The 25,544-nt window shown below is 66.1% G+C and carries 24 protein-coding genes; 9 read left to right on the forward strand and 15 right to left on the reverse strand.

The annotated features are described in order from the left end of the window. Positions 1 to 36 precede the first annotated feature (36 nt). Complete coding sequence (locus tag U5760_RS09905; protein WP_322011395.1) at positions 37 to 1,530, forward strand: MFS transporter; 1,494 nt, start codon at positions 37 to 39, stop codon at positions 1,528 to 1,530. Between the two features lie 41 nt (positions 1,531 to 1,571). On the opposite strand, the gene U5760_RS09910 is transcribed toward U5760_RS09905, so the two are convergent. The 3 genes from U5760_RS09910 to U5760_RS09920 form a co-directional block, all read right to left on the reverse strand. After that, positions 1,572 to 1,841 carry a hypothetical protein gene (locus tag U5760_RS09910; protein ID WP_322011396.1) on the reverse strand — a complete coding sequence of 90 codons (270 nt, stop codon included), beginning with the start codon at positions 1,839 to 1,841 and terminating at the stop codon, positions 1,572 to 1,574. Between the two features lie 59 nt (positions 1,842 to 1,900). Beyond that, a complete protein-coding gene (locus U5760_RS09915) occupies positions 1,901 to 2,332 on the reverse strand; it encodes a DoxX family protein (RefSeq protein WP_322011398.1) in 432 nt (143 codons plus the stop codon). A gap of 331 nt (positions 2,333 to 2,663) precedes the next feature. Further along, entirely contained in the window at positions 2,664 to 2,825 is a 162-nt protein-coding gene (locus tag U5760_RS09920) for a hypothetical protein (protein ID WP_322011400.1), read from the reverse strand. Between the two features lie 199 nt (positions 2,826 to 3,024). On the opposite strand from U5760_RS09920, the gene U5760_RS09925 reads away from it, so the two are divergent. From U5760_RS09925 to flhC, 4 genes are all read left to right on the forward strand, one after another. Beyond that, the gene (locus U5760_RS09925) at positions 3,025 to 3,873 is read left to right on the forward strand and encodes a helix-turn-helix transcriptional regulator (RefSeq protein ID WP_322011401.1); all 849 of its coding nucleotides are present in this window, start codon (positions 3,025 to 3,027) and stop codon (positions 3,871 to 3,873) included. 103 nt (positions 3,874 to 3,976) lie between these two features. Beyond that, on the forward strand, positions 3,977 to 4,747 hold the full coding sequence (locus U5760_RS09930) for a 2OG-Fe(II) oxygenase (protein ID WP_322011402.1): 771 nt from the start codon (positions 3,977 to 3,979) through the stop codon (positions 4,745 to 4,747). A 552-nt stretch (positions 4,748 to 5,299) separates the two neighbouring features. After that, positions 5,300 to 5,620: a flagellar transcriptional regulator FlhD gene (gene flhD, locus U5760_RS09935; protein WP_322011404.1), complete on the forward strand. Its 321-nt coding sequence runs from the start codon at positions 5,300 to 5,302 to the stop codon at positions 5,618 to 5,620. A gap of 10 nt (positions 5,621 to 5,630) precedes the next feature. Then, the gene (gene flhC, locus U5760_RS09940) at positions 5,631 to 6,233 is read left to right on the forward strand and encodes a flagellar transcriptional regulator FlhC (RefSeq protein ID WP_028229122.1); all 603 of its coding nucleotides are present in this window, start codon (positions 5,631 to 5,633) and stop codon (positions 6,231 to 6,233) included. A gap of 193 nt (positions 6,234 to 6,426) precedes the next feature. On the opposite strand, the gene U5760_RS09945 is transcribed toward flhC, so the two are convergent. From U5760_RS09945 to U5760_RS09980, 8 genes are all read right to left on the reverse strand, one after another. Beyond that, positions 6,427 to 7,572 (reverse strand): acyl-CoA dehydrogenase family protein, encoded by a 1,146-nt coding sequence (locus U5760_RS09945; RefSeq protein WP_322011405.1) that lies wholly within the window; start codon positions 7,570 to 7,572, stop codon positions 6,427 to 6,429. 109 nt (positions 7,573 to 7,681) lie between these two features. Continuing rightward, positions 7,682 to 8,338: a methionine ABC transporter permease gene (locus U5760_RS09950; RefSeq protein WP_322011407.1), complete on the reverse strand. Its 657-nt coding sequence runs from the start codon at positions 8,336 to 8,338 to the stop codon at positions 7,682 to 7,684. Then, the gene (locus U5760_RS09955) at positions 8,331 to 9,446 is read right to left on the reverse strand and encodes a methionine ABC transporter ATP-binding protein (protein ID WP_322011409.1); all 1,116 of its coding nucleotides are present in this window, start codon (positions 9,444 to 9,446) and stop codon (positions 8,331 to 8,333) included. Before U5760_RS09955 ends, U5760_RS09950 begins: the two co-directional genes overlap by 8 nt. Positions 9,447 to 9,498: 52 nt before the next feature. Beyond that, entirely contained in the window at positions 9,499 to 10,335 is an 837-nt protein-coding gene (locus U5760_RS09960) for a MetQ/NlpA family ABC transporter substrate-binding protein (RefSeq protein WP_322011410.1), read from the reverse strand. 272 nt (positions 10,336 to 10,607) lie between these two features. Beyond that, positions 10,608 to 12,158, reverse strand: coding sequence for an efflux transporter outer membrane subunit (locus U5760_RS09965; protein WP_415914079.1), 1,551 nt, complete (start codon positions 12,156 to 12,158; stop codon positions 10,608 to 10,610). Between the two features lie 29 nt (positions 12,159 to 12,187). Then, complete coding sequence (locus U5760_RS09970) at positions 12,188 to 15,373, reverse strand: efflux RND transporter permease subunit (RefSeq protein WP_322011412.1); 3,186 nt, start codon at positions 15,371 to 15,373, stop codon at positions 12,188 to 12,190. Between the two features lie 110 nt (positions 15,374 to 15,483). Further along, the gene (locus U5760_RS09975; protein ID WP_322011413.1) at positions 15,484 to 16,719 is read right to left on the reverse strand and encodes an efflux RND transporter periplasmic adaptor subunit; all 1,236 of its coding nucleotides are present in this window, start codon (positions 16,717 to 16,719) and stop codon (positions 15,484 to 15,486) included. Positions 16,720 to 16,751: 32 nt separating this feature from the next. Continuing rightward, positions 16,752 to 17,654 carry an alpha/beta hydrolase gene (locus U5760_RS09980; protein ID WP_322011414.1) on the reverse strand — a complete coding sequence of 301 codons (903 nt, stop codon included), beginning with the start codon at positions 17,652 to 17,654 and terminating at the stop codon, positions 16,752 to 16,754. A 187-nt stretch (positions 17,655 to 17,841) separates the two neighbouring features. Here U5760_RS09980 and U5760_RS09985 point away from each other — a divergent pair, with 187 nt between their 5' ends. Continuing rightward, complete coding sequence (locus tag U5760_RS09985) at positions 17,842 to 18,846, forward strand: LysR family transcriptional regulator (protein WP_322011416.1); 1,005 nt, start codon at positions 17,842 to 17,844, stop codon at positions 18,844 to 18,846. Between the two features lie 163 nt (positions 18,847 to 19,009). Further along, the gene (locus tag U5760_RS09990) at positions 19,010 to 19,312 is read left to right on the forward strand and encodes a DUF4148 domain-containing protein (protein WP_322011417.1); all 303 of its coding nucleotides are present in this window, start codon (positions 19,010 to 19,012) and stop codon (positions 19,310 to 19,312) included. Positions 19,313 to 19,531: 219 nt separating this feature from the next. Here the strand turns inward: U5760_RS09990 and U5760_RS09995 are convergent, their stop codons facing one another. Genes U5760_RS09995 through U5760_RS10010 form a run of 4 tightly spaced genes read right to left on the reverse strand, consistent with a single transcriptional unit; the run spans position 19,532 to position 23,362 of the window. Further along, entirely contained in the window at positions 19,532 to 20,437 is a 906-nt protein-coding gene (locus U5760_RS09995; protein WP_322011419.1) for a cation diffusion facilitator family transporter, read from the reverse strand. 7 nt (positions 20,438 to 20,444) lie between these two features. Next, the gene (gene selD, locus U5760_RS10000) at positions 20,445 to 21,512 is read right to left on the reverse strand and encodes a selenide, water dikinase SelD (protein WP_322011421.1); all 1,068 of its coding nucleotides are present in this window, start codon (positions 21,510 to 21,512) and stop codon (positions 20,445 to 20,447) included. A 39-nt stretch (positions 21,513 to 21,551) separates the two neighbouring features. Further along, positions 21,552 to 22,328 carry an alpha/beta hydrolase gene (locus tag U5760_RS10005; protein ID WP_322011423.1) on the reverse strand — a complete coding sequence of 259 codons (777 nt, stop codon included), beginning with the start codon at positions 22,326 to 22,328 and terminating at the stop codon, positions 21,552 to 21,554. After that, entirely contained in the window at positions 22,325 to 23,362 is a 1,038-nt protein-coding gene (locus U5760_RS10010; protein WP_322011425.1) for a M14 family zinc carboxypeptidase, read from the reverse strand. Before U5760_RS10010 ends, U5760_RS10005 begins: the two co-directional genes overlap by 4 nt. A gap of 275 nt (positions 23,363 to 23,637) precedes the next feature. Between U5760_RS10010 and phnC the strand changes: the two genes are divergently transcribed. Both phnC and phnD read left to right on the forward strand, forming a co-directional pair. Continuing rightward, positions 23,638 to 24,495, forward strand: a complete 858-nt coding sequence (gene phnC, locus U5760_RS10015; protein WP_322011426.1) for a phosphonate ABC transporter ATP-binding protein — start codon at positions 23,638 to 23,640, stop codon at positions 24,493 to 24,495. 41 nt (positions 24,496 to 24,536) lie between these two features. Continuing rightward, complete coding sequence (gene phnD / locus U5760_RS10020) at positions 24,537 to 25,511, forward strand: phosphonate ABC transporter substrate-binding protein (protein ID WP_322011427.1); 975 nt, start codon at positions 24,537 to 24,539, stop codon at positions 25,509 to 25,511. The last annotated feature ends 33 nt before the right edge of the window (positions 25,512 to 25,544 follow it).

Consider the following 25,544-nt stretch of genomic DNA (forward strand, 5'->3'; position numbering starts at 1 on the left):
AACGTCGCAGCCGGCCGGCGTCCTAAGATGGGACGCATGAAACCCCATCCCCTCGCCCTCGCCCGCTTCACGCCCGCGCTCGCCCGTATCGTTGCGACCGTCAGCGTGGGCTTCGTCGTCACGCAACTCGACGTGACCATCGTCAACATCGCGCTCGCGCGGCTCGCGACCGACCTCCACGCGAGCGTCGCCCGCCTGCAGTGGATCGTCGATGCCTATACGCTCGCCTTCGCGGTGCTCATGCTCTCGGGCGGCGTGCTCGGCGACCGCTACGGCGCGCGGCGCATGTACGCCGCGGGGCTCGTCGTGTTCGCGCTGGCCTCGCTCGCCTGCGGGCTCGCCGCAGAGCCGGCCCTGCTGATCGCCGCCCGCGCGGTGCAGGGCGCGGGCGCCGCCATGATGCTGCCCAACTCGCTTGCGCTCCTGAACGAGGCCTGCCGGCACGAGCGCACGTTGCGCGCGCGGGCCGTGGGCTTCTGGACGGCGGCAGGGGCGATCTCGATCGCAGCCGGGCCGGTGGCGGGCGGGCTGCTGATCGCGGCGTTCGGCTGGCGCAGCATCTTTCTCGTCAACCTGCCGCTTTGCGCGGCGGGGCTCGCGGCTACGCTCGCGTGGATTCCCGCGCCGCAGCGCAATCCGCAGGCAACTGGCGCGGCCAACGCCGGCAGCCCGCAACGCGCCCCGGTACGCAGCCTCGACATTCGCGGCCAGTTGCTCGCCGTCGTGGCGCTCACCGCGTTCACGGGCGCGGTCATCGAATGGCGGCCGCTCGGCTTCGCCCATCCGGCCGTGGCGGGCGGCTTCGTGCTGGCCTTCGTTGCCGCCTGCGCGTTCCTCTTTCTGGAAGCCCGCGTGGCCGATCCCATGCTGCCGCTCGCCATGCTGCGCAACCGCACGTTCAGCGCGGCGGTGCTGTTCGGCGTCTGCGTGAACCTCACCTACTACGGCACCGTCTTCGTGCTCGCGCTCTATCTGCAGCATGCGCGCGGCGAATCGCCGTTGCAGGCCGGGCTCGCGTTCGTGCCGCTCACGGGCGGCTTCCTGCTTTCGAACATCGCAAGCGGCCATGCCGTCGCACGCTTCGGCACGCGGCCGCCCATGATCGTCGGCGCGCTCATCGCGGGCAGCGGCTACGCGCTGCTGAGCCTCGCGGATGCGAGCACACCGCTCGCCGCGCTGCTGGTGACGTGCCTGCTGATTCCTTCGGGCATGGGGCTGGCGGTGCCCGCCATGACGACGGCCGTGCTGGCGAGCGTCGAGCCGGCTCGCGCCGGCACCGCTTCGGCGCTGCTGAATACGGCGCGGCAAGCGGGGGGCGCTGTGGGCGTGGCGGCGTTCGGCGCCCTCGCGGGCACCGGTGCGGCGGCTCAGGTGGTGGCGGGGCTGCGCGCAGAAACGCTCGTCTCCGCGGCACTGCTGCTGACTGCGGCCGGGCTTGCCTGGTTCGTGAGAGCCGAGACTGCGCATTCGCCGGCGCAGGCTGTCGCCGAACCGGAACTCGAAGCCTCGCGCGCGAAAGCCTCGCGTTGAAGGCGGGGCATTGCCGGCCGGGTATTACCGGGTGCCAGGCGCTAAAGCGACGTCTCCTGTATCGTGCCGGTCGCCACGGCACGATCGATCAGCCCTTCGCTTTCGGCCTTGTGAATGGCGTGCGCAATCAGGCGGTCGGGTTCCTCCAGTTCGGCCTTGAGTGCGCCGAGCAGTCCGGAGGCGTCGAGGATCACGAGTGTCTTCGCCGAATCCGCGTAGCTGATCAGCACGCGCCGCGAACCGTCCTCGGCAAGGCTCGCGCAAAGCCGTTCGGTCTTGCCGTCCACGTTGAAATCGAAGTTCTGTATCAAGGCCCGCTCCTTGTTCGCCCGGGGGATGTTCCAGACCGCCTTCGCGGCACAGGGTGCCGTCAGCCGCGCAGTCCGCCGCGCGGCGCGCGCATGCCGTCGACCGAAGCACGGCCCGCACCCGTCACGCTCAACAGCAGAAAGCCGCCGGCAATCGCCACGTTCTTCCAGAAGTGCACGACGGCGTCTTGCTGCAACGCCGCGTCGGTCATGTTCCAGAAGTCGTGGCCGAGCACCGCCGTGGCGATAGCGTACACGGCGAGCAAAAACGCAACCGTGCGCGTGCGCACGCCAAGCACGATGGCCAGTCCTCCCAGCAACTCGACGGCCACGGCCACCGGCGCGGCGATCTGCACATAGGGTACGCCTCTCGCATGCAGATAGCCGACGAAGCCCGCATACCCCAGCAGTTTCATGGCGCCGCCCCACAAAAACAGGATGGAAAGCGCGAGGCGCGCGATGAAGATGATGAGGGAATCGGCGGGTCGTGTCATGGAGGGCTCCGTCATGCGATTACGGAATGACCTCGGCATGGGCGCACAGTTCCCGCCGCTTCGCTCCGGTTTGCATCATTCGCGTGGATCAACGAGGAATAAGACCGGCGTGCGGCAGGATCGCACCGGGATTCGGCGTGAGCGCAATTGCTTCGCACTACCTGGTAATTTGCGTACCAAACCACGCCGGAAAAATGCATCGCCGGATGACCGCGCCTGCTACCGTGGTTACACACTGAACGACTGCGTGAATCATTGCGCGGGGCCGACAACCAGCGGGCGATCCGTGCGCAACCGATCGCGCCGGGCGCAAGGTGCGCGGCTGGCACGCTCAATGCTTGTGGCGCATGCCGTGACCGCGGTGGGCGTCGAACCAGCGCGCGAGGCGCTCTTCCAGTGCGGCCCCGTAGCGATGCGACAGGACCCACATGGCGGCACACACCAGCAGCATGACGGCCGGACCCAGAAGATAAGCAGCTACGGTTTCCCTCATGGCAATCTCTCCTCGCCACGCCGCCACATACGGTGAGAATTTCATTTTAGGCGATTTGCGCGCTCCCCTCCTGGGCTTCTCGGTCGCACCGGCCAGGAAGCGTGCCAGCAAGCGGACGGAAAAGCGCGCCTCGCCACATTTCCCGCATCTTACCCCCGAGGTAATTGCCGCGCCTATCGGCTTCGCTAGAATCAGCGACATGAACACGCTCGCTCCTCTCGCCGCGGCGCCGTCTTCCGCCCTCGCCGCCTCCGCCCGCCGCAGCGTCGGCGATCTGCTGCGCGACTGGCGCCAGCGCCGCCGCATGAGCCAGTTGCTGCTCGCTGTCGAGGCCGGCATTTCGGCCCGGCATCTGAGCTTCGTCGAGTCCGGGCGCGCGCAGCCCAGCCGCGAGATGGTCATGCATCTCGCCGAGCAGCTCGACGTCCCGCTGCGCGAGCGCAACGCGCTCCTGATGGCGGCGGGCTATGCGCCGCTCTACCGCGAGCGCGCGCTCGACGATCCGCAGCTCGCGGCCGCGCGCGAAGCCGTCGATCTGGTGCTGCGCGGCCACGAGCCCTATCCGGCCCTCGCCGTGGACCGTTACTGGAACATCGTCGCAAGCAACGGCGCGCTCGCGCCGCTCGTCGGCGACGCCTCGCCCGCGCTGCTCGCCGCGCCGGTCAATGCGCTGCGGCTCTCGCTCCATCCCGAGGGCGTCGCGCCGCGCATTCTCAACTGGCACGCCTGGCGCGCCCATCTGCTCGCGCGGCTGCAACGCCAGATCGACGCGAGCGGCGACCCCACGCTCGCGGCACTGCACGACGAACTGGCGGCTTATCCGGCGCCGCCGGGCACGCCGGCCGAGCCGCCCGCCGCCGGGGCGATCCAGAACCACATCGCCGTCCCGCTGCGCCTGCGCACGGCGCTGGGCGACCTGTCGTTCTACAGCACCACGACCGTGTTCGGCACCCCCGTCGACATCACGCTCTCGGAGCTCGCCATCGAGGCGTTCTTTCCCGCCGACGAAACCACTGCCGCAGCACTGCGGACGGTCGCCGGCAATTGACCCGGCCGACCGGGACCAGGGGATTGCAGCGCAAGGTGCGGAGTGCGCGCGCGCCGTGGGGACGCGAAACTGGGCGCCTCTGTCACGCACTTCCGGAGTCGTCATGTCTTTCGCCGCCGAGCGCTCACGCCCGATACAGGACCCGATACAAAGCCCAACACCAGATCCCGCCCTTGCGGCCCGCCTCGACGCCGCCCCGTGGCCCGACATCGAAGACGACCTCACGGCGCGCGGTTACGCGCTGATCCCTCATCTCCTCGACGACGCGCAGTGCGAAGCACTCGCAGCGCTCTACGACCAAGCGGCCCCCTTCCGCAGCCGGATCGTGATGGCGCGCCACGGCTTTGGCCAGGGCGAGTACCAGTATTTCGCCTATCCGCTACCCGGGACGGTGGCCCAGTTGCGCGGCCTGCTGTACGCACGGCTTGTCGGGCTCGCCAACCGCTGGGCGGACTGGCTCGGCTCGAACACGCGCTTTCCGCCCACTCACGCGGACTTCATCGCGCGCTGCCACGCGGCGGACCAGCGGCGCCCCACCCCGCTCCTGCTACGATACGGCCCCGGCGATTACAACTGCCTGCATCAGGACCTGTACGGCGAGCACGTGTTCCCGGTCCAGGCGGCGATCCTGCTGAGTGCACCGGGCCTCGACTTCACGGGCGGCGAGTTCGTGCTGACCGAGCAGCGGGCGCGCCGGCAGTCGCGCGCCGAGGTGGTGCCGCTCGGCAAGGGCGACGCCGTGCTGTTCGCCGTGCACCACCGGCCGCTGCAAGGCGCCCGCGGCGCGGCCCGGGCAGTGTTGCGCCATGGCGTCAGTCGGGTTCGCGCGGGTAAACGTCACACACTGGGCGTAATCTTGCATGACGCCGCCTAAGCCGGCCAGGTGGGACCCGCAACCTGTTACAAGTTGCCGCTGAACTGCCCCAGAGCGGGGAATTTGTAGCAGAGGGTCCGACCACCCGTTACATTTGTATCCTCAGACTTATTAATCCTGCATTCCGTATTTTTTACCTGGCCGGCTAAATCCTTTCAAAACGTTTATTGACATCCCATTGCCAAGCCTGGCATCGCACAAGTCGTTGCGCGTACATCAACCCTCCGCAAAAACCCCTATCTCACGTGCTTTCACGCCCGAAGCCCGTCAAAACGAGGCTTGCAGCCCGGTGTTTTTTGACGCAGCGCAAATGGCAGAAAGAATTACCGAAATTGTGATACATCCCCTGATTATTTTTTTATGACAGGGATTGATTTCCGAGATAAGCCCTCATACAATTCGGCTCAAGGTGTTACGAGTTGTAACACCTTGTATCAAATAGTCAGGCGCCGCCGGGAAACACAAGAGCGAGGGCCGACACATGGACCAGAGAAAATACAACGGCGAAAAACGCCGGGGGGTTAATAATTCGGGGCTTCGGAAAAGAGAGAAATGGACCGTAGCAGCGAGACGCTGGATTCTATCCGCGAGATTAATTTGTCGTACCTGATGCTTGCGCAACGCATGTTGCGCGAGGATAAGCCCGTCGGCATGTTCCGGCTGGGCCTGTCGTCGGAACTGGCCGATCTGCTTGGCGGTTTGTCGCTCGCGCAGATTGTCAGGCTGGCCGCTTCCGACCAACTCCTTTGTTTTTTCCGCTTCGACGACCATGCCATGTTGTCCGCGCTGACGCAGACGACGAAGCATACCGACGTAGCGACCACACACGCGGCCATCCTGCTTGCAGGACAACCCGCCGGGCAATTTGCCTGAGGACGACGTCATGACCACGCGGCGCAGCCTCACCGAAGATGCCCAGGAAGTTTTCCGCGCGATCGCGCTGATCGAGCTGGGCGCGCGCATGCAGGTGCTCGAAAGCGAGCTCTCGCTCTCGCGCGACCGCATGATCCGCCTGTATCGCGAGATCCGCGGCGTATCGCCGCCCAAAGGGATGTTGCCGTTCTCGGCGGACTGGTACATGACGTGGCTGGCGAACATTCATGCTTCGCTGTTCTACAACACGTACCTGTTCCTCAAGAACGAAGCGCGTTGCTCGCATCTCGACGCGCTCACCAAGGGGTTCCGGCTGTATCTGGAACACTGCCGCCACAGCGAGACCGAGCCCGTGCTCGACCTCACGCGTGCGTGGACCCTGGTGCGGTTTTTCGATGCCGACATTCTGCAGTTGACGCCTTGCTGCCGTTGCGGTGGCAAATTCGTCGCGCATCGCCACGACCTGCAGCACAACGTCGTGTGCGGGGCATGCCAGCCGCCTTCGCGCGCCGGCAAGACGAAAAAGGCGGCTGCGGCGCGACGGGGCGCCACGCAGACCGAGAGCGACCTTCCGGAAGTCGTTACGCCGGACGGCATCGCCGAGGCTGCCTAGCGAGGAGAGTAGATCCGGGCCCACCCGGACACGAGACCAAGACGCGAAGCCGTCCGGCGCACCCACCTCGCCGGACGGCGAAGCGCCTTTCTTTCCCTGGCTGTTTCCGTTCCCTCCTGCTTCGATTCCCCTTTTTCCGCTTCTGCTGAACGTCCGCCACGCGAGCCACCGGTTCGCCGCTGCGATCGGTCCTTCAGGTGTACAGGCTCGGCTCCGGGAGTTCGCGCGTGAGTGCGTGACGCCCCACATCGCGGACGCGATAGTCGAGCGGATCGTGCAGCGTATGCACGCGCGCGTTGCGCCAGAAACGGTCGAGCGCGAGCGCCGCCGCCGTGGAGCGTGCACCGCAGGCGTCGAAAAGCTGCTCGCCGGCAAAGAGCGACGCGCGGTGCGCGACGATCTTCGCTTCCGAAATCGCGAGCGAAAGCTCGGCGCGCGTGGACGCTTCGAGGGCGTCGCCCTGCTGCCAGGCCGCGTCGAGCAGCACGGCCGCGCGGTCGGCCAGCACCTCGGCCGAAAGCGACTGGATGCGCAGTTCGCCGAAGCGCTGCTGGAGGTAGGGGTCGTCGCTCGCCTGCGCCACGCCCGAGTTGACCCACGGGCGCCCATTCTTCAGCACATATTCGCGCGCTTCTTCGAGCGCGCCCTGCGCAATGCCGACGAAGAGGTTGGTCAGCACCAGTTGCGAAACGAGCGTGCGCAGCGTGGCGCGCGGCGTCTCGGGCCGCTGCAGCACCTCGGTCGCGCGCACTTCCACGCCTTCGAACGACACCGTACCGCTATCGGTCTGCCGCTGGCCGATGGGGTCCCAGTCGTCGTGCACGACGATGCCCGCGCGCGTGGTGGGCACGACCGCGAACACGGGCAAACCGCTCACGGGATCGTGGGCGCTCACGGTCATCATCTGCGAGCCGAGCGTGCCGGAACAGAAACCCTTCTTGCCGTGCAGGCGCCAGCCGTCTTCCGCCGCGGGCTGCGCGACGAGCCGCGTATCGAGCGGATTGACGGCGTTGCCCCACCACCAGCGGTTCTCCGCCGTGCCGCGCAACCAGCTCGCGCGCTGCGAGGCGCTGCCCCACAGATCGACGCTCGCCACCTGAAGGCACTGGAAGCCCAGCAGATGCGCAAGCGCGCTATCCACGCGCGCGAGCGTGCGGATCGTCTCGTACACCGTCTGCCACGTGGCGCCCTGGCCGCCGAATTCGCGCGGTACGGCAATCGTCAGCAGACCCGCCTCGGCGATCAGCCGCTTTTCGTCTGCCGCGTGGCCGCCTGCGAGATCGCGTTGCGCGGCGCTCGCACGCAGGGCCTCGACCAGGGGCGCGAGGATATCGTTCATGCCTGTCTTCCTGAATGAGTTGCTTAAAGCAGCGCGCGCAGCCGAAGCTGCGCGCGCGTCGTGTAGCGTGGCGTTGCGTTGCGTCGATGGATCGCGCAGGCCGCGGCGCTCAGGTTCGCCGCAAAAGTCGCCGCACCACCAGGTCGCCCGTGAACTGCACGGCAGCGACGATGGCGATCAGCAGCACGATCACCGTCACCATCACCGTCGTATCGAAACGCTGGTAGCCGTAGCGTATCGCGAGATCCCCCAGGCCACCCGCGCCGACCGCGCCCGCCATTGCCGACGAGCCGATCATCGCCACCACCGTGATCGTGAAGCCGCCCACCATGCCCGGCAAGGCTTCGGGCAGAAGCACGTGCCAGACGATGTGGCGGCGCTGCGCGCCCATGGCCTGCGCGGCTTCGATGAGGCCGCGGTCCACTTCGCGCAGGCTCACTTCGGCCACGCGCGCGAAAAACGGAATCGCCGCGATGGAGAGCGGCACGATGGCCGCCCAGACGCCGATGGTGGTCCCCACGAGCAGCCGCGTGAGCGGCAACAGCGCCACGAGCAGGATGATGAAGGGCGTCGAGCGGAAAGCATTGACGGCCGCGCCTACCGCAGTGTTGACCGCGGGGCGCTCGAAAATGCCGCCGCGCCCCGTGGTGACGAGCAGAAGCGCGATCGGAATACCGATCAGGAGTGCGAAGATTGCCGATACGCCGACCATGACCAGCGTATCGCGTATCCCGCCGGGCAATTCGGAAATCCAGAAGTCAGACATAACCCAGCACCTCCACGCGGCTGGCATACGCGCGCGCCGCCACGGCCAGCGCTTGCGCTTCTTCGGCACCGCGCACAGGCGCGGAAACGACGAGACGCCCTTGCGCGCGCCCCTGGATCCGCTCGATGCCGCCGTGCACGAAACGCACGCCGTGCGTGCCGAATGCCTGCGCGAGCACGGCAAGCTCGGGTTCTTCCGACGCTTCACCGGTAAAGCGCACGTCGAACAGCGCATGCGAATCCGCATCGGGCGCCGAACGCAAACGCGCGGCCAGATCGTCGGGCAGATCGTGACCCGGCGTGTGCAGCAGCGCGCGCGTGGCATCGTGCTGAGGATTGCCGAACACGCGCCACACGGGCCCCTGTTCGACCACTTCGCCACGCTCGATCACCGCCACCGTATCGCAAACGTCGCGTATCACTTCCATCTCGTGCGTGATGAGCACGATCGTGACCCCAAGCCGCCGGTTGATATCGCGCAGCAGCGCCAGAATGGAACGCGTGGTTTCCGGATCGAGTGCCGAAGTGGCCTCGTCGCACAGCAGGATATCGGGTTCGTGCACCAGCGCGCGCGCAATGCCCACGCGCTGCTTCTGACCGCCGGAGAGCCGTGCGGGCCACGCATCGCGGCGCTCGGTGAGACCCACCAGTTCGAGCAGCGCATTCACGCGGGCCTCGCGCGCGACTTTGGGCACGCCGGCGATCTTCAGCGGCAGCGCGATGTTGTCGTGCACCGTCTTCGCGGAGAGCAGGTTGAAGTGCTGAAACACCATGCCGGTACGGCGGCGCAGCGCCACGAGCCCGGGCGTGCCGAGCGCGCCCACGTCGATGCCGTGCACGCGCACGGTGCCGGAGGTCGGCTTTTCGAGGCCGTTCACGAGTCGCAGCAGCGTCGATTTGCCGGCGCCGCTGCGCCCGATGATGCCGAACACTTCGCCCTTCGCCACCTGGAGATCGACTTCGGCGAGCGCCGGTTGCGCGGCGCCGCCATACACCTTGCCGATCTTCTCGAACACCACGGCGGGCTGCGAAGGATCGGCGTCGCGTACCGCCTCTCCCGCCGATGGCCCCGCTTCGACGAAGCGCGCCGCGCCGAACCATTTCATCATCGCTGCTCCTCGCTCGCGTCGCTCAGGTCACACATATAGGACAGCCAGCTACTTACCAGGCCACAGCGTAGAGATTGCCGAAAGCTTCGTCGAGCTTCTTGCGCACGGCCGGCGAATGCTGGTAGATGTCGATGAACTTGAGAATGCGCGGATCGTTCACGCTTTCGGGCCGCACAACGAACTGGAGCGCAAAGGCCTTGTTTTCCACGCCGTCGAAGAGCAGTGCGCTGTTCGGATCGGCCGTGCCGGCGAGTTTGATGAAGCTCGGGTAGCCCTGGGCGAGATCGACGTCGTCGAGCGAGCGCGCGAGTTGCGACGCTTCTAACTGCACGATCTTCAGATGTTTGGGGTTCGAAACGATGTCGAGCGTCGTGGCGCGATAGTCCGCGCCGGGCTTGAGCTTGATGAGGCCGGCGCGCTGCAGCAGCAACAGGCCGCGCCCGCCATTCACGGGATCGTTCGCAATGGCGACGGTCGCCCCGTCCTTCAGGTCTTCGAAGCGCTTCACCTTCTTCGAGTACAGGCCGATCTTCATGATCGTGCCGGGCGCGATGGCGACGAACTTATAGCCGCCCTGCTTTTCGGCATTCTCCAGAAACGGCGTGTGCTGGAAATAATTGACGTCGATGTCCTTGTTCGCGAGCGCGGCGTTCGGCGTGTTCCAGTCGGTGAATTCGATGATCTTCACGTCGAGGCCCTGGACCTTGGCCTCACGCGCCGCTTCCTGCAGCGCGCCGATCTGCGGCGTGGTGGCGATGCCCACCTTGAGCGTGGGCGTATCGGCGTGCGCGTGCAGCGCCGATACGGCGAGCGTCACGGCCACGGCCGCAAGCAGCCCGAATCGTTGCAGGGGAAACTGGCGCAACAGGGTACGCACGGCACGGTTCATCGCGGTCCTCGAATGGAAGAAGAACTTCGTTCATTCAGGAGCGACGCGACAGGCCGGCGGGAAAATGCATCCGCGCGCGGAACGCATGAAGGCGTTCTGCGCGCTGCCCATCGCCATCTGCTCCAGATGGGTCCAGCCGATGATAGAGGCGCGCGAACGCAGGGTCTACGAACGGATTACGCAAAGGAAATCGCCGCTGGCGATATGCGGAAAAAAACGTGCGCCGGCAAGAACCGACGCACGTTTTTGGGGCGCTAGAATGCGCCTGGAGCCTAACGCGAAGCCAGCGGCGCCGCCGGCGGCGCACTGCCGTCGTGATTCGGATCGTCGGCCTTCGCATCGCCCCAGCCGCCGCCCAGCGCGCGAATCAGGTTGACCGTCGCCACCGCCTGCGAGCCCTGCAGATGGCTCGCCTGCAACTGCGCGACCAACACGTCACGCTCGCTGTCGATCACGTTCAGATAACTCACCTCGCCTTCGTCGTACTGCGTCCGCGAAAGATGGGCGGAGCGCTCCGAGGCGTTCACGGCCTCGTCCTGCTCGCGGATCTGGTCGTCCAGCAAACACAGGTCGGAGAGGTTGTCCTCCACTTCGCGGAACGCCACGAGCACCTGCTGGCGATACTGCGCCACGTCCTCGTCGTACTTCCCGCGCGCCTGATCGAGATTGGCGCGGCGGCGGCCGCCGTCGAAGAGCGGCAGCGTGAGCGCCGTGCCCGCGAACGGCCCGAGCAGGAACGCACGGCTCGACCACATGAAGAGGTCGCCGAGCGAGGCCGACTCATAGCCGAACGCCCCCGTGATGTCGAGCTTCGGGAAAAACGCCGACTTCGCGAGGCCCACGCGCGCGTTGGCCGCGGCCATCGCGCGCTCGGCGGCGGCGATGTCGGGGCGGCGCTCCAGCAGCGTCGAGGGCAGGCCGGGCGGCACGCGCACGTTCACGGATGCCAGCGGCGTTTCGGGGAACGTGAAGTCCGCCGGCGCCTTGCCGAGCAGGATCGCAAGACTATGCTCCGAAGCCGCGCGCTGGCGCGCGACGCCCACCGCGTCGGCACGCGCGCTCGCCAGTTCGTTGCGCGCCTGCGCGACGTCAAGCTCGCTGATGTCGCCTTCCTTGAAGCGGCGCTCGACGAGCTTGAGCGCGTCTTCGCGCAATGCCACCGTGCGGCGGTACAGATCGACGTCCGAATCGTACTGGCGCAGCTGGAAGTAGTTCTGCGCCACGTCCGCCTGCAACGAAAGCTGCACCGAGCGGAACAACGCTTCGCTCTGCTGAGCGTCTGCACGCGCGGCGCTCACGTTCGAACTCACGCGGCCGAACAGGTCGGCTTCATACGACGCCGTACCTTGCGCGCGCCAAAGCGTTTGCGTGGGCACATAGGCGTTCTGCGACAGGAACTGCGAAGCCGGAGAAGGACGTTCGTAGGTCGGCCCGAAGCCCGCATCGAGCGACGGGAACCACGAAGCCCGCGCGGCCTGCGTTACTGCGCGCGCCTGCTGCACGCGTGCTGCTGCGGCCTTCAGGTCCTGGTTCGCGGCCTGCGCCTGCTCTTCCAGCGCGTTCAGCGTGGGATCGCCGAATACGGTCCACCACTGGCCGCGATGCGCGTCGTCGGCGGGTTGCGCGGGCGCCCAGTTGCCTACGTCGTGCGGGCCGGCGGGCGGCTGCTGCGCTTCCTTGAACGCGGCCGGCACGCCCGCGTCGGGCACGCGATAGGTCGGCTCGACCGAACAGGCCGCGAGCCAGGCGAACAGCGCCACGCCTGCGGCAAGACGCGTGCGGCGCAGCCACGTCGACCTGTTCGCCCCTGCATTCTCTGCCATTGAGTAGTCAGTCATATTTTTCTTCTCCCTCAAGCGTCCACCGTGGGCAGCGGCGCGCGCGCACTGTCCTTCTGCGCGACATGGATCTTGCCGCCCGCAATCGTACGCAGCACTACATAGAACACCGGCGTGAGCAACAGGCCGAACGCGGTCACGCCGATCATGCCGAAGAACACGGCCACGCCCATGGCATGACGCATTTCCGAACCTGCGCCAGTGGAGAGCACGAGCGGCACCACCCCCATGATGAACGCGATGGACGTCATCAGGATCGGGCGCAGACGCATGCGGCTCGCTTCAATGGCCGCCGAGAGCGGCGAGTGGCCGTCGTGCTCCAGCTCGCGTGCAAACTCCACGATCAGGATCGCGTTCTTCGAAGCGAGCCCCACCAGCACCATCAAGCCGATCTGCGTGAAGATGTTGTTGTCGCCCTGAGTGAGCCACACGCCCGTGAGCGCGCACAACACGCTCATCGGCACGATCAGGATCACCGCGAGCGGCAGCGTGAGGCTCTCGTAGAGCGCCGCGAGCACGAGGAACACCAGCAGCACGCTGATCGGGAACACCCAGACACCCGAGTTGCCGGCCAGCACCTGTTGATACGTCAGGTCGGTCCATTCGAACTTCACGCCGCGCGGCAGCACCTCGGCCGCGATGCGCTCGGCTGCATCCTGCGCCTGCCCCGACGAATAACCCGGCGCGGGACCGCCGTTGATGTCGGCGGCGGTGTAGCCGTTGTAGCGCACCACCATTTCGGGGCCGTACGTCGGCGTGACCGTCACGAGCGACGAGAGCGGCACCATGTCGCCCGCGGCGTTGCGCGTCTTCAGTTGCAGGATGTCGTCGGCCCTCTGGCGGAACGGGGCATCGGCTTGCACGCGCACCTGATACACGCGTCCGAAGCGGTTGAAGTCGTTCACATACAGCGAGCCGAGATAGATCTGCATCGTGTCGAACACGTCCGTCACCGGCACGCCGAGCTGCTTGGCCTTGGTGCGGTCGAGATCGACGTTCAGTTGCGGCACGTTGATCTGATAGTTCGAGAACGTCGGGCCAAGCTCGGGCGTTTGCGCCGCGCGCTTGACGAAGTCCTGGGTCGCACGGTTGAGCGCTTCGTAGCCGAGCGCGCCGTGATCCTCGAGCTGCATCTTGAAGCCGCCCAGCGTACCGAGCCCGAGCACCGGCGGCGGCGGGAACACGGCGATGAACGAGTCCTTGATCTGCGCATACTGCTGGTTCAACGCGCCCGCAATGGCGCCCGCCGAAAGTGCCTTGCCGTGACGCTCCTTGAACGGCTTGAGCGTAACGAACACGATGCCCGCGCTCGAGCTATTGGTGAAGCCATTCACCGAGAGACCCGGGAACGCCACGGCGCTTTCCACGCCCGGCTGCTTGAGCGCGATGGCGCTCATGTCGCGGATCACGCCTTCGGTGCGGTCGAGCGAAGCGCCGTTCGGCAGTTGCGCGAACGCGATCAGATACTCCTTGTCCTGCGCGGGCACGAAGCCGCCCGGCACGATGCGCGCCATCAGCACGGTCGCGCCGATCAGCACCACATAGACAGCGAGCATCGCGCCCTTGCGGCGCAGCACGCCGTTCACGCCGCGCCCGTAGTTCTCCGAACCGCGATGGAAAACCTTGTTGAAGCGGCGGAAGAACCCGCCGAGCACGCGGTTCATGACGCGCGTGAGCCAGTCTTCCTTCGCACCGTGACCGCGCAGCAGCAGCGCCGAGAGCGCGGGCGACAGCGTGAGCGAATTGAATGCCGAGATCACCGTCGAAATGGCGATGGTCATCGCAAACTGCTTGTAGAACTGGCCCGTGAGACCGCTCATGAACGCAAGCGGCACGAACACGGCGACCAGCGTGAGCGCGATGGCGATAATCGGTCCGCTCACTTCCTGCATCGCCTTGTAAGTGGCGTCGCGCGCGGACAGCCCGCTCTCGATGTTGCGCTCGACGTTCTCCACCACCACGATCGCATCGTCCACCACAATGCCGATTGCGAGCACCATGCCGAACAGCGAAAGCGCGTTGATCGAGAAACCGAACGCGAGCAGCAGCGAAAACGTGCCGACGATCGACACCGGCACCGCGATCAGCGGAATGATCGACGCGCGCCAGGTCTGCAGGAACACGATCACGACGATCACCACGAGCGCGATCGCTTCGAGCAGCGTATGCACCACCGCCTCGATGCTCGAACGCACGAACTGCGTGGGGTCGTAGACGATGCGATAGTCCACGCCCGCAGGCATGTCCTGCTTGAGGTCCTTCATCGCCGCGCGCACCTGGTCGGAAATCGCGAGCGAGTTCGCGCCCGGCGCCTGATTGATCGCGAGCGCCACGGCGGGCTTGTTGTCGAGCAGCGAGCGCAAACCGTATTCGGACGCCGCCAGCTCGATACGCGCGATGTCGCGCAGATAAGTCACGCCGCCGTCCGGATTGGTCTTGACGATGATGTTGCCGAATTCGCTTTCCGTGCTCAGACGGCCGCGCGCGTTCACGCTCAGCTGCAACGGCGTACCGGGCACGCTAGGCGACGCGCCGATCACACCCGCCGCAACCTGCACGTTCTGCTCGCGAATCGCATTGACCACGTCCTGCGCAGTGAGATTGCGCTGCGCCACCTTCTGCGGATCGAGCCAGATGCGCATGGCGTAGTCGCCCGAACCCCACAGCTGCACTTCGCCCACGCCCTGGATGTTCGAGAGGCGGTCCTTGACGTTGAGCAGCGCATAGTTGCGCAGGTACGTCATGTCGTACTGGTTGTTCGGCGAGATCAGGTGCACCACCATCGTGAGCGTGGGCGAGCTCTTGATCGTCGTGATGCCAAGACGCTGGACGTCTTCCGGCAGGCGCGGCAGCGCCTGGTTCACGCGGTTCTGCACGAGCTGCGTGGCCTTGTCCGGGTCCGTGCCGAGACGGAACGTGACCGTGAGCGTGAGATTGCCGTCGCTATTGGCCTGCGACTGCATGTAGAGCATGTTCTCCACGCCGTTGATCTGCTCTTCCAGCGGCGCCGCCACCGTTTCGGCGATCACCTTGGGGTTCGCGCCCGGATACTGGGCGTGCACCACCACCGAAGGCGGCACGACCTCGGGATACTCGGAGATCGGCAGCTGGAACAGGGCGATCACCCCGGCCAGCAGGATCAGCACGGACAGCACGCCCGCGAAGATCGGCCGGTCGATGAAGAATTTCGATATGTTCATGGGTCGCTCTTTAAGTTGACGCTTAGTTCCACTAATGGATACAGAGGGAACATCTGCGGCGGCACGCCATGGGACTCAGTCCACGGCGCGCCGTCCGCCAACGCCCCGCGTCAGGAGGTCTTGTCGTTTTTCGTGTTGTCGGGCGCGCCGTCCGGCGTTTTGGCAAGCGAGGACGCGGCGTCGCCGTCCGGGTCGCCGTTCATCGGCACCGTGTGGGCACGTACGGCCTCGCCCGGACGCACGCGCTGCGTGCCGTTCACCACCACGCGGTCGCCCTGCTGCAGGCCGCCTGCGATCACGCGCAGATTGCCCTGCAGGCCGGCGATCTGCACCGCGCGGTAGGTCACGTGATCGCCCTTGTCGAGCACGTAGACAAACTTCTTGTCCTGGTCGGTGCCGATGGCGGCGTCGTCCACGAGCAGCGCCGGATGCGGCGCGCTACCGCTCACCTTGATGCGCGCGTAGAGACCCGGCACCAGCGCGCCGTCGGCGTTGTCGAAGCGCGCACGCACGCGGATCGTGCCCGAGGACGTATCCAGCCGGTTGTCCACCGACTCGATCGTGCCTTCGCGCGAGTAGCCCGTTTCGTTCGCAAGGCCCAGCTGCACCGGCACCTTCGAGCCATCCTTCATGCGGCTGATGTAGTCGAGGTAGGTCTGCTCGTCGGCGTCGAACTCGGCGTAGATCGGCGAAACGGACACCAGCGTCGTGAGCGGCGCGGCGCTCGCCCCGGCCGATACCACGTTGCCCACGGTGATTTCCGCGCGCGACACGCGTCCCGCCACCGGCGCGACGATACGCGTGTAGCCGAGGTTGATCTGCGCGGCTTCCAGCGCGGCCTGCGCGGCCTTCAGGTTCGCGCTCGCTTCGCGCGAGGCGTTCTGCTTCTCGTCGTAATCGCGTTTGGCGATGGCGTTGTCGCCAATCAAACGCTGCGCGCGCTCCCAGTCGCTCTGTGCATAGCCGCTACGCGCCTGCGCTGCGGCCAGTTGCGCCGCGGCCTGATCCACGGCGGCCTGGTACGGACGCGGATCGATCACGAAAAGCGTGTCGCCCTTCTTCACGAGCGCGCCGTCGCGGAAGTTGACCGAGACGATCGTGCCCGACACCTGCGGGCGGATATCCACCTTTTCCACGGCCGCGAGGCGGCCCGAATAGCTCTGCCAGTCGGTGATGTTGCGCTGGACCACGGCGGCGACATCGACCTCCGGCGCGGGCGGTGCTTCGGCGGCGACGGCCTGGTGCACGTCGAGGCGGGTGGCGACGACGGTGCCGAGCCCCGCTACCACGATGACGGCAAGCGTAGCCATCGCGATGCGCGTACGGGAAAGCGATTTGAGTGACATGTCGGGCTCCAAGGTAAATGAATCAATGTTCGTTATCGTTGTGCACTGGCTTCAAAGCAGCACTGGAAAAAGCGCACGGCTTCCTTGAGCGCAGCGGGATAAGCTCCGATCTGCGCGTGCGAGACGCTGGGATAGCGCACGACCTGGGTGCGCACGCCCGCGTCGATCAGCCGGCTCGCGTACTTTTCGGCCTCGATATGCAGCACGTCGTTCTGCGCGGTGATGATGAGCGTGGGAGGCAGCCCCGCGAGCCGCGACGATTCGAGCGGCGCCGCGTACGGATGCATGCGCTGCGCCGCTTCCGGCAGGTAAGCCCGGTAACACGCGGCGCACTCGCCCGCCGTGATGTCGGAGCCGAGCCGCCGCTCGTCGCCGAGGCGCGTGAGGCTCGGGTCGAGCATCGGCGCGAAGAGCGCCTGCGCCGCGAGCCGCACGTCGCCGCGATCGCGTCCGATGAAAGCGAGCACGTTGGCGATCTGGCCGCCCGCGTCGTGGCCCGCCGCGATCACGCGTTTCGCATTGCCGCCGAAGGCGCGGGCGCGCGTCGCGACCCACAGCGCGGCGCGGTGGGCGTCTTCGGGCGCAGCCGGAAACGGAAACCGCGGCGCGAGCGAATAGTCCACCGAAACGACCAATGCGGGCAGTTGCGTGGCGAGAAAACGCGAGGCTTCGTCGGCATCATCCAGCGTGCCGCGCACGAAACCGCCGCCGTGAAAATAGAGCAGGACCGGCAGGCCGCTCGCACCGGCGGGCCGGTACAGGCGCAAGCCGATCGGTTGCGCGTGGCCTTCGATCGTCACGTCCGTCGTGAGCAGGTCGCGAGCGCTGTCCAGCGCGACCGGAGCGGCCGGAGCAGAAGTACCCGGCGCCGTGCCGGTTGACGGCGCATCTTCGGGAGCGACCCACGGTGTCGGCGAAGGCTTGAAAGCATCCATGTCGAAACGGCGCAATGCGCGAGAGTAGATTCGAATGGTGCGAATTGTGGGTTCGGCAGACTTTCAAATAAATGCCTATAATCCGGCAACACAATTCGGCGCACCTGAACAATCTGTCTCCTCTTTTGCGCGCAGCGCTTTCTCGCTTGCGGCGCGCGGTGCGGCCGAACTCTTTCGGAGAGTGGCAATGGACCGCCTTCAGGCCATGCAGGTGTTCACCCGGGTCGTCGATACCAACAGCTTCACGCGCGCAGCCGAAACGCTCGACATGCCGCGCGCCTCGGTCACGACGATCATCCAGAATCTCGAAGCGTTTCTCGGCGTGCGGCTCATGCATCGCACCACGCGCCGCCTTTCGCTCACGCCGGACGGCGCCGCGTATTACGAGCGTTGCGTGCGCATTCTCGCGGACGTCGAGGAAACCGAGCAGACCTTCCAGGACCGCAACCGCAAGCCGCACGGCAAGCTGCGCATCGACATGCCGGGATCGATCGGACGACTGATCGTGATTCCGTCGCTGTGCGAATTCCACACGCGCTACCCGGATATCGACCTGCAACTGGGTCTTTCCGACCGGCCCGTGGATCTGCTGCAGGAAGGCGTGGATTGCGTGGTGCGCGTGGGCGCCCTGCAGGATTCCTCGCTCGTGGCGCGGCGCATCGGCCTCTTCGAGGGGGTTTCGTGCGCGTCGCCGGGTTATCTGGAGCGGCACGGCATTCCGCGCACGCTCGAGGAACTGGCCGAGCATCGCGCCGTGAATTACTTCTCGCCGCGCACGGGGCGCGTGATCGACTGGGCTTTTCTCGTCGACGGCAAGGAGGTCGAAATCAAGCTCAAGAGCATGGTTTCGGTCAACGATGCGGACGCCTACGTAACGTGCGGCATCGAAGGTTTCGGCCTGATTCAGGGGCCGCGCTACATGGTGCTGCCGTACCTGAAATCGGGCGAACTCGTCGAGGTGCTGCCGGACTTCAAGCCTCTGCCCATGCCGATTTCCGCCGTCTATCCGCACAGCCGCCATCTGTCACCGAAAGTGCGCGTGTTCGTGGACTGGATTGCCGAAGTGTTCGACCGCTGCCCGCTGCTCTCGGGCCGCGCCTCGCTCGACAAGACCTGCTCGATGCGCACGATCGAAGAGCGCGAATCGGCGCCGGCGCTCGAAACGCCAGTCATTTCGGAGTGGGCGGCCTAAGTCCATCCCGCGTCACACAAGGCACGCGCAACGATTGTTCCGGATTTTCGACAATTCATTTCACTTTCGGAACGTTTATCGCAGCCGCACACTTGCCTACATTTGCTCCTGTCGCCGCTGGTTCCTTTGCCGGGTCCAGCGGCCGCCTCATAAGGAGCAGATCATGAAACGCACTCTCGCAACCGCATTCATCGTTGCACTGGCCGCCAGCGCACCCGCTTTCGCGGGCGGCATCGGGCCCGCGGGCAGCTACGGCCCGCAATGGGCGCACGGCGACAACAGCGCACCGAAAACCCGTGCCGAAGTGAAGGCCGAAGTCGTTCAGGCGTATCGGGACGGCACCCTGCCTTCGCTCAACAAGACGAGCTATCCCGAGCAAGGACTGGTCGGCCGCACGCAGGCCGAACGCATCGCGGCTCAGGAAGGCAACGTGGATACCACGCGTCTTGCACGCGCCGGCCAGTAACGAAACGAACCCGGAGCGAGGCGGTTTCCTGCTTCGCTTAGGATAACGAACCGAAGGAGTTTGCCATGAGCCCCGCCATTCCCTCCGAGCTGGATCATTGGGACGAAACGACGCCCGTCTGGACGCCGTTCCGTCACTAAGATCCTCGATGCCCAAAGCACAACGCCCGGCAGTCTTGCGACTGCCGGGCGTTGTGAATGGACACGTCGAGATGGCAGGTCAGCGTTTCTCGAAGTCGGGCTCGAAAAACACCCAGCGCACTTCCGGAAAGCGCGCCTGCAAGTCCGCCTCGATCACATTGATCGCCTCGACCATTGCGCGGCTCTGTTCGTAGTCGATCATTTCGGCCTGCACGGCCACGACCACCTCCTTGCCCCATTGCAGGGTAATGAGGTTGATGACGCTGCGTATCTCGGGCCGCGCACGCAGAAAGGCCTCGATTTCGCGGCGCCGTTCGGGGCTCGCCGATTCGCCCACGATCATCGACTTCACCTCGCGCGCAATGAACCAGGCGATCAGCATGAGCAGCACGCCCACGCCGATCGAGCCGCACGCATCCCATACCGGATTGCCCGTGATGACCGTGAGCAGCACCGCCGCGAACGCGATGGCAAGACCCGCGAGTGCGGCGATGTCCTCGCCGGCCACGACCAGCAGTTCCGATTCGCGCGTCTCGCGCGCCCAGCGCCACAGCGATTTCGTGGGCGCGCCCTTGCGAATCTCGCGTATCGCGCCGTAAAGCGAAAACGCTTCGAGCACGACGGAAATGCCGAGCACCACGAGCGCCACATACACGTAGTGCAGCGGCTCGCGCAGGATCAGCCGATGGATGCCCTCGTACACCGAGAACGCCCCGCCCACGAAAAACAGAAGCAGCGCGACCAGCAGCGAATAGAAGTTGATCGCCCGGCCCGAGCCCATCGGATGCAGCGCCGAAGGCGGCCTGCGCGACTGGCGCAGGCCGAAGAGCAGCAGCAGTTGATTGCCGCAGTCGGCCGTGGAGTGAATCGCCTCGGCGAACATCGAACCGGAACCGGTGAACGCCGCGGCCGCGTATTTGCAAACCGCAATGCCGGCATTCGCCGCCAGTGCGTAGAAGATGGCCTTCGGCGACTCTGCGCTCATACGCCCCTCATGCAACATCCACGCGCGCCGGGCCCGCGCTCAGTTGACCGATCGTGCGGACGTCGTCGAAGCCTTCCGCTCGAAAGATCGCCAGTACGTCGGCCACACGCTCAGGCGCGCAGGCCACGAGCAGGCCGCCCGAGGTTTGCGGGTCGGTGAGAAGGGCCTGCGCGACGGGCGGCAGACCGGTGCCAAGCGTCACGCTCTCGCCATACGAGGCCCAGTTGCGACCCGAAGCGCCCGTGAAAACACCGTCGGCGACGAATGCTTCCACGCCTGGCAGAAACGGCAGATCGGCATAACGCACGTGCGCGGTCAGCCCCGCGCCGCGCGCGATCTCGAGCGTGTGGCCGAGCAGGCCGAAACCCGTCACGTCGGTCATCGCGTGGACGCCGTCGAGCGCCGCCAGCTTCGCGCCCGGCGTATTGAGCTTCGTTGCGGCCGCGACCATCGCCTGGTAGCCGGCTGCGTCGAGCCGGTCTTTTTTCAGGGCAGCCGAAAGCACGCCTACACCCAGCGGCTTGCCGAGCACGAGCACGTCGCCGGCCTGTGCCGACGCATTGCGCTTGACCCGGTCCGGATGCACCACGCCGATCGCCGCGAGGCCGTAAATCGGCTCGACGGAGTCGATCGAGTGGCCGCCCGCCACCGGAATGCCGGCCGCCGCGCACACGTCTTCGCCGCCGCGCAGCACCTGGGCGATCACGTCGTGGGGCAGCACGTTGATCGGCATGCCCACGAGCGCGAGCGCGAGGATGGGCTTGCCGCCCATCGCATAGACATCCGAGAGCGCGTTCGTGGCGGCGATGCGGCCGAAGTCGTAGGGGTCGTCCACGATCGGCATGAAGAAGTCGGTGGTCGCGACGATGGCCTGCTCGTCGTTGAGCTTGTACACGGCGGCGTCGTCGGCCGTTTCCGTGCCGACCAGCAGGTTCGGGAAAGCGGCCGTGAGCGGCGTGCTACGCGCGAGCAAGGCGGAAAGCACGCCCGGCGCGATCTTGCAGCCGCAGCCGCCGCCATGCGAAAGGCTCGTGAGGCGCGGCGCGGCGCCGGTCTGGGTAGGGCTGGTATTCATATGAGGGGTCGTTCCATAAAGCCTGGGTGACGCACCCTATTATGGAGCAATCGATGAAGCCGGCGATCGGTCGAGTGCGCGCAACGCCGCCACGAGCCATTGCGGATCGTCGTGCGGCAGGTCGTGGCCCGCCCACGGATGTTCGAGATGCCGGGCGCCCCACGCGCGCGCGAGCCGCGCCGAGCACACGGGGTTCACGAGTCGGTCGCCGCGCGCCGAGACCACCAGCGTCGCGCAGCGCGGCACATCGTGCGCCGCGTAGCGCGCGGCGGCGAGAAGCTGGCGCAGCGCGTTCGCCCGGCTCACAGGGGCACTGGCCCGGATCGCGCGCCATGCGTCGAGGTCGGCGGCGAGTGTGTCGCGGCGCGCGCAGGTCCGCGCATGGATCAGCGGTTCGGCGGGGCCCGTCGCGCCCGCATCGCGCCAGCTCAGCGCCACGCGCAGCAGCGCGGGCCACGCGGCGGGCCGCAGGCGTTCATAAAAGCGGCTGTAAGGCCGCATGCTCGTGTTCACCAGCACGAGCTGCCCGATTTCGTCGGGATAACGCAGCGCCCAGGCCGTCGCCACCATACCGCCCAGCGACATCGCCAGCACGCGGTACGGTGCACGCGCGCCCAGCCCCTGCACCTCGGCGCGCACCGCATCGACGAACGCATCGACGTCGCCCGGCGAGCCCACCTGCGCCGCCGTGCCGTTGCCCGGCAGATCGACCGGCAGCACGCCGCCCGCCGCGGCCTCGAGCATTGGCGCGAACTCGCCCCAATGGCGCGATTCGCGCGTGAGGCCGCGCAGCAAAATCCACGGCGGCGCGCTCATGTGCCCGGCTGCCGGTACCAATGCCCGATCGCGCTTTGCAGCACCTGCTGCCGCTGCGTGCCCTCGGGCAGCCAGCGCGGCGCGGAGAAGGCGGCACGCGTGAGGAATTCGAAGAGATTCGCGTGACGGCGCAGCACACGCGCGGTACGGTGCTGCATCACCGGATTGAACATGCCCTGACGCGAAAAGATCTGGCGCGGATTCTTCTTGATCCATAGCCACGAACCCAGTTCGAGCGTAAGCGGCAAGAACACGTTCTGCGCGGGCGCGCGATCGTATGCGCAGTCCCAGAGATCGCCGTGCAGCAGATACTGGTGGCTCTGCGGCTCGAAGGTGTAGCCGTGATGCGGATGCGCGCGCTCGAACATCGTCTTCAGCACGTACATCTCCGGCAGATTGCGCATGAGCTTGCGCGTGCGCGCGTAGGGAAACCAGATGCTGTCGCTCCAGCCGTAACCCGAGTGGCAGTCGAGCGCGAAGCTGAGCGAGCGGTTCGTCAGTTCTTCGTCAACGATCTTCAGGAGCGCGGCCGCCTCCACCTCCATCGGCGCGCCGCGCCGGCCGCGATACCACGGCAGCCACGAACCCACGCGCTGGCCGCCGGCGAGAAACGGCACGCGCTCGTCGGCATCCTGGGGCGCGTTGCGCATGAGGTCCACGCCATTCGGGTTCGCGCGCGTGGCCTGCCACATGCCGCCGGGATTGACGATCGGCACCATCACGAGGCGCACCGACTGGAGTTGCTGCATGAGCAGTTCGTCCCACGCGAGGCGCCCTACCAGCGCGCGCATGTAGTCGAGCACAAGTTGCGAGCCGATTCGTTCGAGACCGTGTATGCCACCGAAAAATCCGATGGCAGGCGCGCTCGGTTCGTTCGATCCGATGCTCGCGACGAACAGTTCGAACGACCGTCCGCGCACTTCCACCTCGCCGGCGCTGCGGATCTGCAGCCAGCGGCTGCCGGCATCGAGGATGCTCTTGAGATCTTCGTATTCGGCGAAGCTATCGGGGAGGAAGCTCAGCGCTTGTCGCATCGATGCACTCGTCCGGCGAGGGTTGGAGGGTGGCCGAAAGATTCGGGCGCGGCCGCGAAACGCGCGAATGAGGGTCAGCACGTTCGCTGCCCACAATATAGCGCCTCATCGGTGCACTGCGCATGACAGGTAGAGGACGTCATGCGTTTGTCACATCGAATGAGGCACGCGGTGTAGTCGTCTAGATGTCTCGACACCTTCACTCAACCGTCATAGTCGCTTTCTAGAATGTCCCCGACACAACGGCACACGCCTGACTTCTGTGACGAAACGACATGGACGCCATCCGCATCGAACGACTGTCGAAGACCTTTGCAAACGGCCGCAAAGCGCTCGACGAAATCAACCTGCGCGTGGGCGTTGGCGAAATGATTGCGCTGATCGGCGCCTCGGGCTCGGGTAAATCGACCCTGCTGCGCCACATCGCGGGCTTTACCGCATCCGACCCACAACCTTCGCAGATCGAAATACTGGGCCGGCCCATTCAGAAGAACGGCCGGATCGTGCGCGAGGTGCGCCGCATCCGGCGCGATATCGGCTTCGTGTTTCAGCAGTTCAATCTGGTGAACCGGCTCACGGTGCAAACCAACGTGCTGATCGGAGCGCTCGCGCGGCTGCCGCTGTGGCGCCGCGTGACCGGCTGCTTTCCGCGCGGCGAGCGCGAACGTTCGGTCGCCGCGCTCGCCGAAGTGGGCATCGCCGATAAGGTCTACGAACGCGCCGCGAATCTTTCGGGCGGACAGCAGCAGCGCGCGGCGCTCGCACGCGCGCTCGTGCAGCATGCGCGGCTCGTCCTCGCCGACGAACCGATCGCCTCGCTCGACCCCGAATCGTCGCGCCGCGTAATGGACATGCTCGCGATGCTCAACCGCAATCACCGCCTGACCGTCGTCGTCTCGCTGCATCAGGTGGATATCGCCATGCAGTACTGCCCGCGCACCATCGCGCTGCGCGACGGCCGCGTGGTATACGACGGCCCGAGCGCGGCGCTCACGCCGCCGGTACTGCAACAGCTGTACGGCAGCGCGGCCCGCGAACTGATCGAACCGTCTGCCGACCCGCTTACCCCAGCCGCTCCCGCCGCCGCCGGCCCGCTTGGGCCACAAGCAGGCCCGCAGGCACGCGCAGCCTGACCCCATTGCGTCCCTTTCCCCTCGACCCGGACTCCAACCCCATGAAGCTGCTCCGTTCCCTTCTTGCCGCCAGTGCCGCCTGTCTCGCATTCGCCGCCCCCGCCGCGCATGCCGAAGACCTGAGCTTCGGCATCATCTCGACGGATTCGTCGGCCGTGCTCAAGCAACGCTGGCAACCGTTCATCGACGACCTGAACCGCCAGACCGGCCTGCACGTGCAGGCGTTCTTCGCCACCGATTACGCCGGCATCATCGAAGCGATGCGCTTCAACAAGGTGCAGATCGGCTATTTCGGCAACGCCTCGGCCATGGAAGCCGTCGATCGTTCGAATGGCGAATTGTTCGCGAAGGTGCTCTACGCGAACGGCGACACGGGCTACAAATCGGTGCTCATCACCAACGTCAACAGCCGCTTCAAGACGCTCGACGATGTGTTCAGGAACACGAAGGATGTGACGCTCGGCTACGGCGATCCGAACTCGACCTCGGGCACGCTGATCCCCGGCTACTATCTGTTCGCGCAGCACAACGTGCCGGTGAACCAGACGACCTTCAAGACCGTGCTGCCTTCGAGCCACGAGGCCAACCTGCTCGCCGTGGTGAACAACAAGGTGGACATTGCGACCAACAACACGATCGAACTGGGCACGCTGGAAAAGAAGAATCCGGAGCTTTTCAAGCAGGTGCGCGTGCTGTGGACCTCGCCGCTCATCCCCTCGGACCCGCTCGTGTATCGCAAGGACCTGCCTGACGCCACGAAGCAGAAGCTGCGCGACTTCTTCTATCACTACGCGAAGACCGATCCGCGCGAAAAGCAGATCATGGCCGACATCACCGGTTACGCGGGCTTCGCGCCTTCGACCGATGCGCAGCTGAACCCGATCCGCCAGATCGCGCTGTTCCAGCAGAAGCAGAAGATTGCCGCCAACAGTAATCTCTCCGACGACGACCGCAAGAGCCAGATCGCGGCCATCGACGCAAAGATCGACGCGCTCAACGCCTCGTCGAAGCAATGAAAATGGCGGACCTCGACGCGTCGCGCCTCGTGC

It is taken from the genome of Paraburkholderia sp. J12 (genome assembly GCF_905220215.1).
Taxonomy (GTDB): domain Bacteria; phylum Pseudomonadota; class Gammaproteobacteria; order Burkholderiales; family Burkholderiaceae; genus Paraburkholderia.

Bases quoted from the DNA above. Each gene is read 5' to 3' on its own strand.
- U5760_RS09905 (WP_322011395.1), top strand. From the start codon at position 37: ATGAAACCCCATCCCCTCGCCCTCGCCCGCTTCACGCCCGCGCTCGCC.
- U5760_RS09915 (WP_322011398.1), bottom strand. From the start codon at position 2,332: ATGACACGACCCGCCGATTCCCTCATCATCTTCATCGCGCGCCTCGCG.
- U5760_RS09920 (WP_322011400.1), bottom strand. From the start codon at position 2,825: ATGAGGGAAACCGTAGCTGCTTATCTTCTGGGTCCGGCCGTCATGCTG.
- U5760_RS09925 (WP_322011401.1), top strand. From the start codon at position 3,025: ATGAACACGCTCGCTCCTCTCGCCGCGGCGCCGTCTTCCGCCCTCGCC.
- U5760_RS09930 (WP_322011402.1), top strand. From the start codon at position 3,977: ATGTCTTTCGCCGCCGAGCGCTCACGCCCGATACAGGACCCGATACAA.
- flhD (WP_322011404.1), top strand. From the start codon at position 5,300: ATGGACCGTAGCAGCGAGACGCTGGATTCTATCCGCGAGATTAATTTG.
- flhC (WP_028229122.1), top strand. From the start codon at position 5,631: ATGACCACGCGGCGCAGCCTCACCGAAGATGCCCAGGAAGTTTTCCGC.
- U5760_RS09945 (WP_322011405.1), bottom strand. From the start codon at position 7,572: ATGAACGATATCCTCGCGCCCCTGGTCGAGGCCCTGCGTGCGAGCGCC.
- U5760_RS09950 (WP_322011407.1), bottom strand. From the start codon at position 8,338: ATGTCTGACTTCTGGATTTCCGAATTGCCCGGCGGGATACGCGATACG.
- U5760_RS09955 (WP_322011409.1), bottom strand. From the start codon at position 9,446: ATGATGAAATGGTTCGGCGCGGCGCGCTTCGTCGAAGCGGGGCCATCG.
- U5760_RS09960 (WP_322011410.1), bottom strand. From the start codon at position 10,335: ATGAACCGTGCCGTGCGTACCCTGTTGCGCCAGTTTCCCCTGCAACGA.
- U5760_RS09965 (WP_415914079.1), bottom strand. From the start codon at position 12,158: ATGGCAGAGAATGCAGGGGCGAACAGGTCGACGTGGCTGCGCCGCACG.
- U5760_RS09970 (WP_322011412.1), bottom strand. From the start codon at position 15,373: ATGAACATATCGAAATTCTTCATCGACCGGCCGATCTTCGCGGGCGTG.
- U5760_RS09975 (WP_322011413.1), bottom strand. From the start codon at position 16,719: ATGTCACTCAAATCGCTTTCCCGTACGCGCATCGCGATGGCTACGCTT.
- U5760_RS09980 (WP_322011414.1), bottom strand. From the start codon at position 17,654: ATGGATGCTTTCAAGCCTTCGCCGACACCGTGGGTCGCTCCCGAAGAT.
- U5760_RS09985 (WP_322011416.1), top strand. From the start codon at position 17,842: ATGGACCGCCTTCAGGCCATGCAGGTGTTCACCCGGGTCGTCGATACC.
- U5760_RS09990 (WP_322011417.1), top strand. From the start codon at position 19,010: ATGAAACGCACTCTCGCAACCGCATTCATCGTTGCACTGGCCGCCAGC.
- U5760_RS09995 (WP_322011419.1), bottom strand. From the start codon at position 20,437: ATGAGCGCAGAGTCGCCGAAGGCCATCTTCTACGCACTGGCGGCGAAT.
- selD (WP_322011421.1), bottom strand. From the start codon at position 21,512: ATGAATACCAGCCCTACCCAGACCGGCGCCGCGCCGCGCCTCACGAGC.
- U5760_RS10005 (WP_322011423.1), bottom strand. From the start codon at position 22,328: ATGAGCGCGCCGCCGTGGATTTTGCTGCGCGGCCTCACGCGCGAATCG.
- U5760_RS10010 (WP_322011425.1), bottom strand. From the start codon at position 23,362: ATGCGACAAGCGCTGAGCTTCCTCCCCGATAGCTTCGCCGAATACGAA.
- phnC (WP_322011426.1), top strand. From the start codon at position 23,638: ATGGACGCCATCCGCATCGAACGACTGTCGAAGACCTTTGCAAACGGC.
- phnD (WP_322011427.1), top strand. From the start codon at position 24,537: ATGAAGCTGCTCCGTTCCCTTCTTGCCGCCAGTGCCGCCTGTCTCGCA.